Raw genomic sequence first — 16,588 nt, forward strand, 5'->3', positions numbered from 1 at the left:
TTATGGAGCCGTAGCCGGGCCGCTTGCCGCGGTCGCGGTCCGGCACGGTAGCGTCGACCCTGCCATGGAAACCATTGCCTACATTCCCAGCCCGTCGCACGGGGTCATCCACCTCGGCCCCATTCCGCTGCGCGGCTACGCGTTCTGCATCATCATCGGCGTCTTCGTCGCCGTCTGGCTCGGCAACAAACGCTGGGTCGCCCGCGGCGGCAAGGTCGGGACGGTGGCCGACATCGCTGTCTGGGCCGTGCCGTTCGGCCTCGTCGGCGGTCGCCTCTACCACGTGATCACGGACTACGAGCTGTACTTCAGCGAGGGCCGCGACTGGGTGGACGCCTTCAAGGTGTGGCAGGGCGGCCTCGGCATCTGGGGCGCGATCGCGCTCGGCGCGGTGGGCGCGTGGATCGGCTGCCGCCGCCGTGGCATCCCGCTGCCCGCCTGGGCCGACGCCCTCGCCCCCGGTATCGCCCTGGCCCAGGCCATCGGCCGCTGGGGCAACTGGTTCAACCAGGAGCTGTACGGCCGCGAGACGCACCTCCCCTGGGCGCTGCACATCACGTCCTCGACGGACGGCCGCGTCCCCGGCTACTACCACCCGACCTTCCTGTACGAGTCCCTGTGGTGCGTCGGCGTCGCCTTCCTCGTCATCTGGGCCGACCGCCGCTTCAAGCTGGGCCACGGCCGGGCGTTCGCGCTCTACGTCGCCGCCTACTGCGTGGGCCGCGGCTGGATCGAGTACATGCGCGTCGACGACGCCCACCACATCCTGGGCCTGCGGTTGAACGACTGGACCGCGATGATCGTCTTCCTGCTCGCGGTGACGTACTTCGTGATCTCGGCGAAGAAGCGCCCGGGCCGCGAGGAGATCGTCGAGCCGGACACGGAGACGGACGCGGACGCGGATGCCTCCGGCGGTGACACCGACGGCGACGACAGCGCGGCGACCTCGGAAGACGAGCCGAAGGAAGACGCGGACGCCGAGGAAGCGGACGCGGTGACCGAAGCGGACGTGAAGAAAGACGAGGCCGAGTCGGCCAAGAAGGGCTGACGGCCGGTTCTACGACGATGAGGGCGCCCCGTGTCTCACGGGGCGCCCTCATCGTGTTCAGGTGCGACGCGCCAACGTGAGTGTTCGCTGCGCCGCCGCCACCACCGCCGCGTCGATGAACCGGCCGTCGGGCAGGGCCTGGGCGCCCTCCTCCTGGGTGGCGGCCTTGACGATCGTCTCGGCCTGTTCGATCTCCTCGTCCGTCGGGAGGAACGCGCTCTCGATGACCGGGAGTTGACGGGGGTGGATCGCCGCCCGGCCCAGAAAACCCAGGGCGCGGCCGTGCGCGCAGGAGGCGGCCAGGCCCTCCAGGTCGCGGATGTCCGGGTGGACGGACTGGGGCGGCGGGGCCAGACCCGCGGCCCGGGCGGCGACGATCACCCGGGAGCGGGACCAGTCCAGGCCCGCGTCGTCGCGTACGCCCAGGTCGGCCCGTAGATCCGCCTCGCCGAGCGCGATGCCGTGCACGGAGGAGTGCGCGGCGGCGATCGAGAAGGCCCGCTCGATCCCGAGGGCCGTCTCCAGGAGGGCGTACAGGGGGAGTTCGCGGGTCTTCTCCGCCACGGCTACGACGTCCTCCGCGGACGTGACCTTCGGGAGCCGTAGGCCGGACACGCCCGGGAGGGGCGCGAGGGTGCGGAGATCGTCGGCAGCCCAGGGGGTGTCCAGGGCGTTCACGCGTACGTGGACGTCGAGTTGGGGCTCCGAGAGAAGCTCCGCCGTGGCCGCGCGGGCGTAGGCCTTGCGGTCCGGGGCGACCGCGTCCTCCAGGTCCACGACGACCACGTCCGCGCCGGCGGCGAGGGCCTTGGCGACGACCGGGGGTCGGTCGCCGGGGACGTAGAGCCAGGTCAGGGGGTGCGCGGTCACAGGGCGCCCTCCTGGCGGAGAGCGGTCAACTCGGCTTCGGTCAGGCCGAGTTCGGTGAGGACCGTGTCCGTGTCGGTGCCGTGGGGGCGGCCGGTCCAGCGGATCGCGCCGGGGGTGGCGGAGAGGCGGAAGAGGACGTTCTGCATGCGGAGGGGGCCGAGTTCGGGGTCGTCGACGGTGGTGATCGTGTCGAGGGCCTGGTACTGCGGGTCCGTCATGACGTCCCGTACGTCCTGGATCGGGGCGACCGCCGCCTCCGCCTTCTCGAACGCGGCCAGCACCTCGGTGCGGGTGCGCCGCGCGATCCAGTCGCCGACCGCCGCGTCCAGGACATCGGCGTGCCGGGCCCGTTCCGCGCCCGTCCCGAACCAGGGCTCGTCGATCAGTTCCGGGCGGCCGACCAGGCGCATCACGCGCTCGGCGATCGACTGGGCCGAGGTGGAGACGGCGACCCAACTGCCGTCCGCCGTACGGTAGGTGTTGCGCGGGGCGTTGTTCTGCGAGCGGTTGCCGGTGCGTGGCTGGACGTGGCCGAGCTGGTCGTACCAGAGGGGCTGCGGGCCCAGCGCGGTGAGGATCGGTTCGATGATCGCCATGTCGACGACCTGGCCCTCGCCCGTGCGGTCACGCGCGGCCAGCGCCGTCATCACGGCGTACGCCGTCGCCAGGCCCGCGATCGAGTCGGCGAGGCCGAACGGCGGGAGCGTCGGGGGCGCGTCCGGTTCGCCGGTGATCGCGGCGAAACCGCTCATCGCCTCGGCGAGGGTGCCGAAGCCGGGGCGGTGCGCGTAGGGCCCGAACTGGCCGAACGCGGTGACCCGGGCGAGCACCAACTGCGGGTTGGCGGCGGAGAGTTCGGCCCAGCCGAGGTCCCATTTCTCCAGGGTGCCGGGGCGGAAGTTCTCGATGATCACGTCGGCGGTCGCGGCGAGCCGGAGCAGGGTGGCGCGCCCGCCCGGTTTCGACAGGTCGAGGGTGATCGCGCGCTTGTTGCGGCCGAGCAGCTTCCACCACAGGCCGATGCCGTCCTTCGAGGGGCCGTGGCCCCGGGACGGGTCGGGCCTGGTCGGGTGCTCGACCTTGATGACCTCGGCACCGAAGTCGCCGAGCATGGTGGCGGCGAGGGGCCCGGCGAAGAGCGTCGCGAGATCGAGAACGCGCAGCCCTGACAGGGGAGTTGTGGTCGTCGTCCCGGTCATGAGGCGTACTGCTTCTCGATCTCCGCGCGGTACGGCATCGACGCCGTCGCGCCCGGCCGCTGCACCGACAGGGCTGCCGCCGCTGCCGCCCAGGCCAGCGCGTCCCGCATCGGGCGGCCCTCGGCGAGCGCCACGGCCAGCGCGCCGACGAAGGTGTCGCCCGCGCCGGTCGAGTCCACGGCGGTCACGTGAGGCGCGGGCACGGTGAACGGCTCGGCGCCCCGGGCCGCGTACAGGCTGCCCGCCGCGCCCAGGGTGACGATCACCTCGGGCACCTGGTCGAGCAGTGCCGCCGCCGCTTCGCGCGGGTCGGTGCGGCCGGTGAGGGCGATGGCCTCGTGCTCGTTGGGGACCAACAGGTCTACGGCGGCGAGGAGTTCGGGGGGCAGTGGCTGGACGGGTGAGGGCGTGAGGATCGTCCGGACGCCGTGGCGGCGGGCCGCCTCCGCGCCCGCGATCACCGCCGCGAGGGGGATCTCCAGCTGGAGGAGCAGGGCGTCGGCCGTGGCGATCGTGGCCTCGTCGCCGGGAGCGAGGTGGTCGACGGTGCCGTTCGCGGCGGGGATCACGACGATCGCGTTGCCGCCCTCGTCGTCCACGACGATGTGCGCGGTGCCGGACGGGCCCTCGACGGTGCGCAGATGGTCGGTGTCGACACCGGAGTGTTCGAAGGTGGCGCGGAGTTGGGTGCCGTAGGCGTCGTTGCCGACCGCGCCGACGATCGTGACGTCCGTCGCGCCCGCATGGGCCGCGGCGATCGCCTGGTTGGCGCCCTTGCCGCCGGGGATCGTGCGGAACTCCCGTCCCGTCACGGTCTCTCCGCGCTGCGGGGCCTTCGCGACGTAGGCGACGAGGTCCATGTTCGTGCTGCCGAGCACGGCGATGTGGGTCATGGGCGGGCGGTCTCCTGATGGGTGAGCCGGGCGAGGGTGTCGAAGCCGATGCCGTTGAAGTCGCCTACGGAGGTGGCGAGTCGGTTCTTGAGCGGGGTCGTCCAGCGGTCGGGGAGCGGGGTGTCCGAGAGAAGGGCGGCGATGCTGCCGACCGTCGCGCCGTTGGAGTCGGTGTCCCAACCCCCCGACACCGCACGGCAGATGGAGCCGGTGAAGTCGCCGTCCGCGTGGGTGAGGGCGGCGGCGATCAGGGCGGTGTTGGGGATCGCGTGGACCCAGTGGTGGGTGGGGGAGTAGGTGGCGTGGAGTTCGTCCACGACCTCGTCGAAGTCCCGGTGTTTCCGGGCAAGTCGGAGGGCGTGGTGAATCGCTCTGGTGAGGCGGGAGTTGGGCGGGACGACCGTGAGTCCGGTGCGCAGGCAGGTGTGGATGTCGTGGGTGCCGGTGGTCGCGGTGGCGATGGTGGCCGCCGTGAACATCGCCGCGTAGACGCCGTTCGCGGTGTGGGTCAACGTGGCGTCGCGGTGGGCCTGTTCGGCCGCCGCGGCGGGGTCTCCGGGGTTGGTCCAGCCGTGCACGTCGGCGCGGATCAGGGCGCCGATCCACTCGCGGAACGGGTTGCGGTGGCGGGCCGTCCGCGGGGGTTCCAGGCCGGTGAGGAGGTTGCGGTAGGCGATGCGCTCGGCGGTGAAGGTCCGGCCTGCGGGGAGTTCGTCGAGCCAGAGCCTCGCCACGTCGGCGGTGGTGAAGTCCTTGCCGTGGCGCTGTAGCAACAGGAGGTTCAGCAGAGGGTAGTTGAGGTCGTCGTCCTCGGGCATGCCGTCGATGTTCTCGGCGAGGGAGGTGGGGGCGGAGCGGCGGTTCCAGGGGTGGGCGGCGAGGAGTTCGGCGGGGACACCCCGGGCGGTGAAGTAGGAGGTGAGGGGCCAGTTGCCGGTGGCGCGGGCGAGTTGGCGGATGCCGTCGAGGGGGAGTTTCTCCACGGGTTTGCCGAGGAGGCAGCCGACGGCGCGGCCCAGCCAGGCGGCCTGGAAGCGGGCCGGGCGGGGTGAGAGGGGCGGAGAGGCGGCTTGTGGGGTGGGCCAGTTGGGGCAGAGGGCTTTGACGCGCGCCAGGTCGGTGGGTTCCTGGTCCGCCAACCCGCTGGGCAGGTCGGCCAGTTCGTCCAGCAGGTCCTCGGCGAGCAACCGGAGGTAGCGGGTGGGGGGTTGGGCCGACGCACCCGCCCGTTCCGGGGCCTCCGCTCCGCCCGCCGCTCTCCAGCGGGCCGCGATCGCGGACGGTTCGCGTCCGTCCTGGGCGGCCTGGCACAGTTCGTGGCCGAGCAGGTCCTCCGGCTGGACCCAGGTCAGTCGGAGCACCGCAGTCCTCCGATCTCGGTGAACGCGGCCTCGTGGGCCCGGCGTCGGAGGACATCGCGTTCGAAGAGCTCGCGGGTGACGGCGGTGAGGGTCGCGGCCGGTTCCCAGAGATCCAGGCGGCTGGCTTCCGCGACCGTCTTCGACCAGTCCTGCGGGACCGTGGAACCGAGGGCGCCGGCCACCGCGCCGGCCATCGTCGCGATCGAGTCGCAGTCCCGGCCGTAGTTCACCGAACCCAGCACCGCGTGGCGGTAGTCGCCGCCGGAGACCACCAACATGCCCAGCGCGACGGGGAGTTCCTCGATCGCCTTGGTGCGGGAGGGGCGGCGGGCGTCCAGGGAGGGGGCGCGGTAGTCGGGGCCCACCGTGTCGTACGGCGCGATGGCCTCCCGCAGGGGGACCAGCGCCGACTCGAAGTCCGAGTGGCGGGCGGCCGCTTCGCAGACCTGCTCGATGGCGGTGCGGGTGCCGTCCTTCGCCAGGGCGAGGCAGGCGGTCACGACCGAGTCGGGGGTCGCGCCCGGGACGCAGGCCGCGGCCACCGCCGCCGCGAAGACACCGGCCGCCTCTCGGCCGTACGACGACTGGTGGGCGCCCGCGATGTCGAGGGCCTCGGCGTAAGCGGCCGCCGGATGGGCCGCGTTGACCAGGCCGACCGGGGCCATGTACATCGCGGCACCGCAGTTGACGATGTTGCCGACGCCTGCTTCGCGGGGGTCGACGTGGCCGTAGTGGAGGCGGGCCGCGAGCCATTTCTCGGCGAGGAAGACGCGGTGGAGGGGGATGGCCTCCGCCTCCAACTCCGGGATCCAGCGCGGGTTCCGCATCAGGTCCGGGACGAGGTGGTCGGCGACGGAGTAGGCGTCGAGGTGGTCGCGGACCTGGGCGTAGACCCGTACGAGAGCGTGGGTCATCAAGGTGTCGTCGGTGACGTGGCCGTCGCCCTTGTGGTACGGGGCGATGGGGCGGGCGGTGCGCCAGGCCTCGCCGTTCCAGGGGCCGACGATGCCGTGGACGCGGCCCGCGTGGCGTTCGAGGATCTGGTCGGGGGAGTAGCCCTCTACGGGGCCGCCGAGGGCGTCGCCGACGGCGGCGCCCACCAGGGCTCCGGTGATCCTCTCTTCGAGGCTGGTTTCTGGAGTTTCGGCTCCGACTCCGGCTCTGGTTCGGTTGAGTTCTTCAGGGGCTTTGGGTTCTTTGGGTGGCATGCACCGAATCATCCTCCTGGTGGGGGCGGTTGTGTGGCTTCCAGGAGTTCGGCGAGTTCTACGAGGTCCGTGCCGGTGAGGCGGGGGAGTGCGCAGCCGGAGAGGGTGCGGCAGGCGTCCCGCCAGGTCGACGGGATTGCTTCGCCGCCACTGAGCGCTCCGGTGAGGGCGCCTGCCAGGGCCGGTGCCGAGTCCGCTACGCGGGAGAGGCAGGCCGCAGCGGGGACCGCTTCCGCGATACGGCCGCGGGCTGCTGTCGCCAACGCGAGGGCTACCGGGACGGTTTCGGCCGCCGCGATGCCGTAGCTGTAGACGTGGTCGACGATCTGGTGTTCCAGGAGGGGGATCAGGGCGAAGGCGTTGTCGCTGTCCTGGGCCAACTTCAGGGCGTGGCGGGCGTTGCGGCCGATCTCCGTGGCTTCGGGGAGTTCGGCGAGGGCTGCCGCCACGCACTCGTCCACGTCCGCGCCGACCAGGGCGAGGGAGAGGGCCGCCGCCATGGCTCGGGCGCCGTGGACTCCGTCGCCGTCCTGGGTGTAGTGGGCGTCGAACTCGGCGAGGGCGGCGGCGCGTTGGGGGTCGCCGGGGTGCGCCACTGCTAGTACGCAGGCTCTTACGCAGGCCGCGTCGTCGAAGTAGTGGGGGTTGTCGTGGCCGGTGGCGGGTGGGCGTAGGCCTGCTGCGAGGTTGCCCAGGCCGGCCCTTACCGAGATGCGGGCGCGGAGGGGGAGTACGGCGGACTCGACCTCGGGGGCGCGGTCCGCCGCGGCGGCGACCTCGCTGGCGATGGCGTTCCAGGTGAGGTCGATCGCGGCTCGGGTTCTGCGTTCTCTGCTGAGGTCGCCCAGGACTGTGTCGTCGCCGGCCCTTAGTACGGCTTCCGCGGCGAACGCTGCCCATTCGGCGTCGTCGGAGGGGCCGAGGCGCAGGGGCTCGGGGGGTTGGTTCAGGGCGATGGGGACGGGGAGGGTGGTGGTCGCGTTCTGTTCGGCGAAGGTGTCCAGCTCACGGGTGAGGCGGCGGGTCCACTCGGGCATGCGAGCGGCGCGGTGCCTCGCGGCGGGCCAACCGGCGGCATCACCTGCGGCGAGCCCGAGCAGCAGCCCCTCGATACGGCGAGCCTTACGAACAGCCTCGGCTCCGCCATCGGCCTCTGTACTCCCACCCGCACCCGTACGACTTTCGTCGCCGGGTGCGGGTGGCCCCTGCGGGGCGAACTCACCGTCGGCGGCTGGCCGGTTGAGGCGGGTGGGGTGGGGTGCGTGGAGGTGGGAAGCGGGTGCGGGTGGGTCGTGCGGGGCGGATTCGCCGTCACCCGTTGTGCGTTGGAGCGGCTCGGGGTGGAGCGGGAGGTGGGGTGCGGGTGGCGCCTGCCGCGCCAACTCGCCCCCAGCAACCGCTCGTTCAATCCGTTGCGCGTTCCGCGCCACCCCGTGGCCTCCGATCTCCTCACGCCTCACAGCTGCACCTCGTCCTCATCCGCAGCCAGCACGTACTCCCGTTGGTCCCGGTGCTCCTCCTGGTCCCGTCGGACCGTGACCCCCGTGCCCCACTTCCCGCCCTCCCCCGGAACCAGCAACTCCGCGATGTCCAGCACATGGTGGCCGGCCATCGCCGGTAGGCAGCTGCCCCGTGCCGGGCCGATCGCCGATGCCCAGTCCGCCGGGATCGCGGACGCGCCTCGGGTCGCGCCTGCCAGGGCTCCCGCCACCGCGGCCGTCGTATCCGCGTCCCTTCCCATGTTCACCGCCGTGAGGACCGACTCCACGAAGTCGCCGTCCGCTGCCGCGTATGCGCCGAAGGCGAGGGCCACCGCCTCGGGGGCCAGGTCGGTCCAGGGGTAGCCGCCGATGACCACCGCGGAGCGGACCGCTCGTTCGCCCCGGTGGGCCACCGCAACCGCTCGGCGGAGGGAGCGGGCCGTCCAGGAGTCGTCGGGGACTACGGCCAGGGCCGATGCCACCACCGCGATCGTCGGCGCTCCCGCCATCGCCGCCGCCACTCCCGCCGCGACCGCCTGGCCGCCGTAGATGCCCTCGCCGTCGTGGCTCACCGAACCGTCGATCGCGACGAGACGGGCCGCTTCCGCCGGGCGGCCCGCCGCGAAGACGCCGAAGGGGGCCGCGCGCATGGCCAGGCCGTCGCTCCAGGCGTGGCGGTGTTGGGCCGAGATGGGGGCGGCCAGGCCTCGGCGGAGGTTCTCCAGGGTGCCGCGTTCGCTGAAGCCCGCTCCCCGGAAAGGGCCCTCGTCGCGGTCCGCGATCCACTCGTGCCAGGCCGCCTCCACGTGGGTCGGCGTGAGGGCCGAGCCGTGGCGGGCCAGGAGGAGGCCGGAGAAGATCGCGTACTCCGTGTCGTCCGTGCCGGCCGGGTTCTCCGCGACGTAGCCCGTGATGCGGCCCCAACGGGCGCGGATCTCCGAGGGCTTCATGTTTTCCGCCGGTGCCCCTAGGGCGTCTCCCACCGCCAGGCCGAGCAGCGCGCCGCGCGCCCGTTCGCGGAGTTCGGTGGCGTTCTTGGGCGCCGGGACCGGGGGAATGCAGGCGATCGATGCCATACGCGGCCTCTCCTACGGGGTTCCCTCAGGGCGCGGAACCCTTTGCGGATGTCTCCCACGGGAGGCCTTCGGCAGAGCCTGACGGAGTGCAGTGTCACCCGGTCGACATTTGATTGGCTCACCGCACGGATGAGCGTTCGAGGGTAAAGCCGCAGGTTAGCCCAGCCTTTCCTTGCTGGTGAGCCTGAAATGAAAGTCGTATGTTGAGTGTTGTCAAAGAGTAGAACTTGTCCAAAGTTAGCCTTTCCTTAGTTTCTTGAACCTCCTGGGAGATCAGCGCATGGCCATCATCGAGACCGAGGCGACGCTCCACGAGGCGCACCGCGACAACCACACCCACCGGGATGTGAGCGGCGGTTGGCTGCGCCCCGCGGTGTTCGGCGCGATGGACGGTCTCGTCTCCAACCTCGCTCTGATGACCGGTGTCGTCGGCGGTGCCGTCAGTCATCAGACCGTCGTCATCACCGGGCTGGCCGGGCTCGCCGCCGGTGCCTTCTCCATGGCGGCCGGCGAGTACACCTCCGTCGCCTCCCAACGTGAGCTGGTCGAGGCCGAGTTGGAGGTCGAGCGGCGCGAGCTGCGCAGGCACCCGGAGGACGAGGAAGGGGAGCTCGCCTCTCTGTACGTGTCCCGCGGGGTCGAGCCCGCGCTTGCCCGTGAAGTCGCCCGGCAGCTCTCGCGCGATCCCGAGCAGGCCCTGGAGATACACGCCCGCGAGGAGCTGGGGATCGACCCCGGCGATCTGCCCTCGCCGCTCGTCGCCGCCGTGTCGTCCTTCGGGGCGTTCGCGCTGGGGGCGCTGCTTCCCCTGCTGCCGTTCCTGCTCGGGGCGACCGCGCTCTGGCCGGCGCTGCTGCTCGCGCTCGTCGGGTTGTTCGGGTGCGGTGCGGTGGTGGCCCGGGTGACCGCGCGGACCTGGTGGTTCAGCGGGTTGCGGCAGCTCGCGCTCGGAGGTGCGGCGGCCGGTGTGACGTACGCCCTGGGCACTCTGTTCGGAACGGTCGTAGGATAGTTCGACGCGCACTTATGCGCTGGGTCGCATAAGTAGCCGTTACTCGCTGGTTTCGAACGCTTAACCACTGGGCATGAGCCGTAAGCGCTGTGGGCAATGACGCTCGCGGCGCACCCGCGGGATGGGCTACGACGCTCCCTCTGCCCTGGACCGGCGGACATCGATCTGTCCGCTTTTGTCCCCTTCACCTTCACCGCTTGTGCGGTGCCGCGCCGCGACCCCGTGGCGTCCGCATGTTGGAACGGAGTATCCGGTTCCCGAGAACCGTTCCATCATGTAACCTGCACGAAATTTTGCGCTAACTCGCAGAGGGCCAACGTCGTCCCTATGCCCATGCATATGCCACGACGACGACGGGAGAGCCGATGCGTACGCCGCGCCAGCCGTCCCAGCACACCGCGAATGGCCAGAACTGGTCCTTCATGGATGCTCGCCCTGCCGCGCAGGGTATGTACGACCCCCGCAACGAGCACGACGCCTGTGGCGTCGGCTTCGTGGCCACCCTCACCGGCGAGGCGAGCCACGCGCTGGTCGAGCAGGCGCTCACCGTGCTGCGCAACCTGGAGCACCGCGGTGCGACGGGTGCCGAGCCCGACTCCGGCGACGGCGCGGGCATCCTGTCCCAGGTTCCGGACGCCTTCCTCCGCGAGGTGGCCGGATTCGACCTCCCCGCCGCCGGTGGATACGCGGTCGGCATCGCCTTCCTGCCCGAGGACGGCGCCGACGCGATCGTCTCGCAGGTTGAGACGATCGCCGTAGAAGAAGGCCTCACGGTGCTCGGGTGGCGTGAGGTTCCCACCGCGCCCGAACTCCTCGGTGCCACGGCCCGTTCGACCATGCCGCTGTTCCGTCAGCTCTTCGTGAGCGACGGGCAGAGCCAGGGCATCGACCTCGACCGCAAGGCCTTCGCGCTGCGCAAGCGCGCCGAGCGCGAGGCCGGCGTCTACTTCCCGTCGCTGTCCGCGCGGACCATCGTCTACAAGGGGATGCTCACCACCGGTCAGCTGGAGCCCTTCTTCCCGGACCTGTCCGACCGGCGCTTCGCCTCCGCGATCTCGCTCGTGCACTCCCGGTTCTCCACGAACACCTTCCCGTCGTGGCCGCTCGCCCACCCGTACCGCTTCGTCGCGCACAACGGCGAGATCAACACGGTCAAGGGCAACCGCAACTGGATGGCGGCCCGCGAGTCCCAGATCGCCTCCGACCTCTTCGGAGACCAGGAGAAGATCGACCGGATCTTCCCGATCTGCACGCCCGAGGCCTCCGACTCCGCCTCCTTCGACGAGGTGCTTGAACTGCTCCACCTCGGTGGGCGGTCGCTGCCGCACTCCGTGCTGATGATGATCCCGGAGGCGTGGGAGAACCACGACTCCATGGACCCGGCCCGCCGCGCCTTCTACCAGTTCCACGCCACGATGATGGAACCCTGGGACGGCCCGGCCTGCGTCACCTTCACCGACGGCACCCAGGTCGGCGCGGTCCTCGACCGCAACGGCCTGCGCCCCGGCCGCTACTGGGTCACCGACGAGGGCCTCGTCGTCCTCGGCTCCGAGGTCGGCGTCCTCGACATCGACCCCGCGAAGGTCGTCCGCAAGGGCCGCCTCCAGCCCGGCCGCATGTTCCTCGTGGACACCGCCGAGCACCGCATCATCGAGGACGACGAGATCAAGGCCGGCCTCGCCGCCGAGAAGCCGTACGCCGACTGGCTCGAAGCCGGTGAGATCGAGCTGTCCGACCTCCCCGAGCGTGAGCACATCGTGCACACCCACGCCTCGGTCACCCGCCGCCAGCAGACCTTCGGCTACACCGAGGAGGAGCTGCGCGTCATCCTCGCGCCGATGGCCAAGGCCGGTGCCGAGCCGATCGGTTCGATGGGCACCGACTCGCCGATCGCCGCGCTGTCCGCCCGCCCGCGGCTGCTCTTCGACTACTTCACCCAGCTGTTCGCGCAGGTCACCAACCCGCCGCTGGACGCGATCAGGGAAGAGCTCGTGACCTCCCTGCGCTCGTCCCTCGGCCCGGCGAGCAACCTGCTGGAGCCGACGGCCGCTTCCTGTCGTAGCGTCACCCTGCCCTTCCCGGTGATCGACAACGACGAGCTGGCCAAGCTCATCCACATCAACGCCGACGGCGACATGCCCGGCATGAAGGCCGCGACCCTCTCCGGTTTGTACCGGGTCTCCGGCGGCGGCGACTCCCTCGCCGCCCGCCTCGCCGAGATCTGCACCGAGGCCGACGCCGCGATCGAGAACGGCGCCCGCCTGATCGTCCTCTCGGACCGGCACTCCGACGCCGAGCACGCGCCGATCCCCTCGCTGCTGCTCACCGCCGCCGTCCACCACCACCTCATCCGCACCAAGCAGCGCACCCAGGTGGGCCTGCTGGTGGAGGCCGGTGACGTCCGCGAGGTCCACCACGTCGCCCTGCTCATCGGCTTCGGCGCCGCGGCCGTCAACCCGTACCTCGCGATGGAGTCCGTCGAGGACCTCGTCCGCGCGGGCACCTTCCTCACCGACATCGAGGCCGAGCAGGCCATCCGCAACCTGATCTACGCGCTCGGCAAGGGCGTCCTCAAGGTCATGTCCAAGATGGGCATCTCGACCGTCGCCTCCTACCGCGGCGCCCAGGTCTTCGAAGCGGTCGGCCTGGACGAGCGGTTCGTCACCAGCTACTTCAGCGGTACGGCCACCAAGATCGGCGGCGTCGGCATCGACGTCATCGCCAAGGAGGTCGCCGCCCGCCACGCGAAGGCTTACCCGGCGAGCGGCATCGCGCCCGCGCACCGCGCCCTCGACATAGGCGGCGAGTACCAGTGGCGCCGCGAGGGCGAGCCGCATCTGTTCGACCCGGAGACGGTCTTCCGCCTCCAGCACTCGACGCGCACCAACCGCTACGACATCTTCAAGAAGTACACGGACCGCGTGAACGAGCAGTCCGAGCGGCTGATGACCCTGCGCGGCCTGTTCGGCTTCAAGTCGGACCGCCCCTCGATCTCCATCGACGAGGTCGAGTCCGTCTCCGAGATCGTCAAGCGCTTCTCCACCGGCGCCATGTCGTACGGCTCCATCTCCCTGGAGGCGCACGAGACCCTCGCCATCGCCATGAACCAGCTGGGCGGCAAGTCCAACACCGGTGAGGGCGGCGAGGACGCGGACCGGCTCTACGACCCGGCCCGGCGCAGCGCCATCAAGCAGGTCGCCTCCGGCCGCTTCGGCGTCACCTCCGAGTACCTGGTCAACGCGGACGACATCCAGATCAAGATGGCCCAGGGCGCCAAGCCCGGCGAGGGCGGCCAGCTGCCCGGCCACAAGGTCTACCCGTGGGTCGCCAAGACGCGTCACTCGACGCCCGGTGTCGGGCTCATCTCGCCGCCGCCGCACCACGACATCTACTCCATCGAGGACCTCGCCCAGCTGATCCACGACCTGAAGAACGCGAACCCGCAGGCGCGGATCCACGTGAAGCTGGTCTCCGAGGTCGGCGTCGGCACGGTCGCCGCGGGTGTCTCCAAGGCGCACGCGGACGTCGTCCTCATCTCCGGCCACGACGGCGGTACGGGCGCCTCGCCGCTCACCTCGCTCAAGCACGCCGGTGGGCCTTGGGAGTTGGGCCTCGCCGAGACCCAACAGACCTTGCTGCTCAACGGACTTCGCGACCGGATCGTCGTCCAGACCGACGGCCAGCTCAAGACCGGCCGTGACGTCGTCATCGCCGCGCTGCTCGGCGCCGAGGAGTTCGGTTTCGCGACCGCGCCGCTCGTCGTCTCCGGCTGCGTCATGATGCGCGTCTGCCACCTCGACACCTGCCCGGTCGGCATCGCCACGCAGAACCCGGTGCTGCGCGACCGGTTCGCCGGCAAGGCCGAATACGTCGTGAACTTCTTCCGGTTCATCGCCGAAGAGGTTCGCGAGATCCTCGCCGAGCTGGGCTTCCGCACCATCGAGGAAGCCGTCGGCAAGGCCGGAACGCTCGACGTCGAGCGGGCCGTGGACCACTGGAAGGCACAGGGCCTGGATCTGGCCCCCCTCTTCTACGTCCCCGAACTCCCGGACGGCGCGGCCCTCCACCAGGTCATCAAGCAGGACCACGGTCTGGAGAAGGCGCTCGACAACGAGCTGATCAAGCTCGCCGCCGACGCCCTCGCCGCGTCCAGCGCCACCGACGCCCAGCCGGTCCGCGCGCAGGTCGCGATCCGCAACATCAACCGCACGGTCGGCACGATGCTCGGCCACGAGGTGACGAAGAAGTTCGGCGGCGCGGGTCTGCCCGACGACACCATCGACATCACCTTCACCGGCTCGGCGGGCCAGTCCTTCGGCGCCTTCCTCCCGCGCGGTGTCACGCTGCGCCTGGAGGGCGACGCCAACGACTATGTGGGCAAGGGCCTTTCGGGCGGCCGGGTCATCGTCCGCCCCGACCGGGGCGCCGACCACCTCGCCGAGTTCTCCACCATCGCGGGCAACACCATCGCCTACGGCGCGACCGGCGGCGAACTGTTCCTGCGCGGCCGTACCGGTGAGCGGTTCTGTGTCCGCAACTCCGGTGCCACGGTGGTCTCCGAGGGCGTGGGCGACCACGGCTGCGAGTACATGACCGGCGGCCGGGCGGTCGTCCTGGGCGAGACCGGCCGCAACTTCGCGGCGGGCATGTCCGGCGGCATCGCCTACGTCATCGACCTGAACCCCGACAACGTCAACGTCGGAAACGCGGGCGCCGTAGGGGAGTTGGACGAGGACGACAAGCAGTGGCTGCACGACGTGGTGCGCCGGCACGCCGAGGAGACCGCTTCCACGGTCGCCGGGAAGCTGCTCGCCGAGTGGGCCGTGTCCGTGGAGCGCTTCAGCAAGATCATCCCCAGTGCCTACAAGGCAGTGCTCGCCGCCAAGGACGCCGCCGAGCGAGCGGGTCTCTCCGAGACCGAGATCACCGAGAAGATGATGGAGGCGGCGATCAATGGCTGACCCGAAGGGCTTTCTGAACCACGGGCGCGAGGTCGCCAAGTCCCGCCCGGTGGACGTCCGTCTCAAGGACTGGAACGAGGTCTACGTCCCCGGTTCGCTGCTGCCGATCATCGGCAAGCAGGCCGGCCGGTGCATGGACTGCGGCATCCCGTTCTGCCACAACGGCTGTCCGCTGGGGAACCTGATCCCCGAGTGGAACGACTACGCCTACCGCGAGGACTGGACGGCCGCGTCGGAGCGGCTGCACGCGACGAACAACTTCCCCGAGTTCACCGGGCGGTTGTGCCCCGCGCCGTGCGAGGCGGCCTGTGTGCTGGGCATCAACCAGCCGCCGGTCACCATCAAGAACGTCGAGGTCTCCATCATCGACAAGGCGTGGGAGACCGGCGACGTCGCCCCGCAGGCCCCCGAGCGCCTCTCCGGCAAGACCGTCGCGGTCGTCGGCTCGGGCCCGGCGGGCCTCGCCGCCGCCCAGCAGCTCACGCGGGCGGGCCACACCGTCGCCGTCTACGAGCGCGCGGACCGCATCGGGGGCCTTCTCCGGTACGGCATCCCCGAGTTCAAGATGGAGAAGCGGCACATCAACCGCCGTATCGAGCAGATGCGCGCGGAGGGCACCCGCTTCCGCACCGGCATCGAGATCGGCCGCGACCTCAAGGCCACCGACCTGCGCAAGCGCTACGACGCGGTCGTCATCGCCGCCGGCTCCACCACCGCCCGTGATCTCCCCGTCCCCGGACGGGAGTTGACCGGCGTCTACCAGGCGATGGAGTACCTGCCCCTCTCGAACAAGGTCCAGGAGGGCGACTACGTCACCGCCCCGATCTCGGCCGAGGGCAAGCACGTCGTCGTCATCGGCGGCGGCGACACCGGCGCGGACTGCGTCGGTACGGCGCACCGCCAAGGGGCCGCGTCCGTCACGCAGTTGGAGATCATGCCCCGACCGGGCGACGAGCGGAACGCGGTCGCGCAGCCCTGGCCGACCTTCCCGATGCTCTACAAGGTGACCTCCGCGCACGAGGAGGGCGGTGAGCGGGTCTACTCCGTCAACACCACCCACTTCGAGGGCGACGAGGACGGCAACGTCCAGTGGCTGCACCTCGTCGAGGTCGAGTTCGTCGAGGGCAAGCTGACCCAGAAGCCGGGCACGGAGCGCAAGATCCCCGCCCAACTGGTCACGCTGGCCATGGGGTTCACCGGCCCCGACCGCGAGAACGGCCTCGTCGACCAGTTCGCCCTGGGCCTCGACGAGCGCGGCAACATCGCCCGCGACGCCGACTTCCAGACCAACGTCCCCGGCGTCTTCGTCGCCGGTGACGCGGGCCGCGGCCAGTCCCTCATCGTGTGGGCGATCGCGGAGGGCCGCTCGGCCGCACGCGGAGTCGACCGCTTCCTGACCGGCGCCAGCGAACTGCCGGCACCGATCCGGCCGACGGACCGGGCGCTGATGGTCTGACGGTTCGTCAAAAGACGTCCGCA

The 16,588-nt window shown here is 71.0% G+C and carries 11 protein-coding genes; 4 read left to right on the top strand and 7 right to left on the bottom strand.

Features of this window, described 5'->3' with window-relative positions; genetic code table 11:
- The first annotated feature begins 64 nt into the window (after positions 1–64).
- Complete coding sequence (gene lgt, locus OG226_RS35785) at positions 65–1,048, top strand: prolipoprotein diacylglyceryl transferase (RefSeq protein ID WP_328683932.1); 984 nt, start codon at positions 65–67, stop codon at positions 1,046–1,048.
- A gap of 57 nt (positions 1,049–1,105) precedes the next feature.
- Here lgt and OG226_RS35790 read toward each other — a convergent pair whose 3' ends face one another.
- From OG226_RS35790 to OG226_RS35820, 7 genes are all read right to left on the bottom strand, one after another.
- On the bottom strand, positions 1,106–1,918 hold the full coding sequence (locus OG226_RS35790) for an HpcH/HpaI aldolase/citrate lyase family protein (protein ID WP_328683933.1): 813 nt from the start codon (positions 1,916–1,918) through the stop codon (positions 1,106–1,108).
- Positions 1,915–3,117: a CaiB/BaiF CoA transferase family protein gene (locus tag OG226_RS35795; protein ID WP_328683934.1), complete on the bottom strand. Its 1,203-nt coding sequence runs from the start codon at positions 3,115–3,117 to the stop codon at positions 1,915–1,917. The genes OG226_RS35790 and OG226_RS35795 overlap by 4 nt, the downstream gene beginning before the upstream one ends.
- The gene (gene rbsK, locus OG226_RS35800; RefSeq protein ID WP_328683935.1) at positions 3,114–4,010 is read right to left on the bottom strand and encodes a ribokinase; all 897 of its coding nucleotides are present in this window, start codon (positions 4,008–4,010) and stop codon (positions 3,114–3,116) included. The genes OG226_RS35795 and rbsK overlap by 4 nt, the downstream gene beginning before the upstream one ends.
- Positions 4,007–5,371: an ADP-ribosylglycohydrolase family protein gene (locus OG226_RS35805; RefSeq protein WP_328683936.1), complete on the bottom strand. Its 1,365-nt coding sequence runs from the start codon at positions 5,369–5,371 to the stop codon at positions 4,007–4,009. The genes rbsK and OG226_RS35805 overlap by 4 nt, the downstream gene beginning before the upstream one ends.
- Positions 5,359–6,579, bottom strand: coding sequence for an ADP-ribosylglycohydrolase family protein (locus OG226_RS35810; RefSeq protein ID WP_329351160.1), 1,221 nt, complete (start codon positions 6,577–6,579; stop codon positions 5,359–5,361). The genes OG226_RS35805 and OG226_RS35810 overlap by 13 nt, the downstream gene beginning before the upstream one ends.
- A gap of 8 nt (positions 6,580–6,587) precedes the next feature.
- Positions 6,588–7,691: an ADP-ribosylglycohydrolase family protein gene (locus OG226_RS35815; protein ID WP_328686532.1), complete on the bottom strand. Its 1,104-nt coding sequence runs from the start codon at positions 7,689–7,691 to the stop codon at positions 6,588–6,590.
- Positions 7,692–8,035: 344 nt separating this feature from the next.
- Entirely contained in the window at positions 8,036–9,136 is a 1,101-nt protein-coding gene (locus OG226_RS35820; RefSeq protein WP_328683938.1) for an ADP-ribosylglycohydrolase family protein, read from the bottom strand.
- A 280-nt stretch (positions 9,137–9,416) separates the two neighbouring features.
- Between OG226_RS35820 and OG226_RS35825 the strand changes: the two genes are divergently transcribed.
- The 3 genes from OG226_RS35825 (at position 9,417) to OG226_RS35835 (ending at position 16,565) form a co-directional block, all read left to right on the top strand.
- Entirely contained in the window at positions 9,417–10,148 is a 732-nt protein-coding gene (locus OG226_RS35825) for a VIT1/CCC1 transporter family protein (protein WP_328683939.1), read from the top strand.
- Between the two features lie 365 nt (positions 10,149–10,513).
- Positions 10,514–15,109, top strand: a complete 4,596-nt coding sequence (gene gltB / locus OG226_RS35830) for a glutamate synthase large subunit (protein ID WP_329351161.1) — start codon at positions 10,514–10,516, stop codon at positions 15,107–15,109.
- A complete protein-coding gene (locus OG226_RS35835; RefSeq protein ID WP_329351162.1) occupies positions 15,102–16,565 on the top strand; it encodes a glutamate synthase subunit beta in 1,464 nt (487 codons plus the stop codon). Before gltB ends, OG226_RS35835 begins: the two co-directional genes overlap by 8 nt.
- The last annotated feature ends 23 nt before the right edge of the window (positions 16,566–16,588 follow it).

The sequence above is a fragment of the Streptomyces sp. NBC_01261 genome, from assembly GCF_036226385.1.
Lineage (GTDB): Bacteria > Actinomycetota > Actinomycetes > Streptomycetales > Streptomycetaceae > Streptomyces.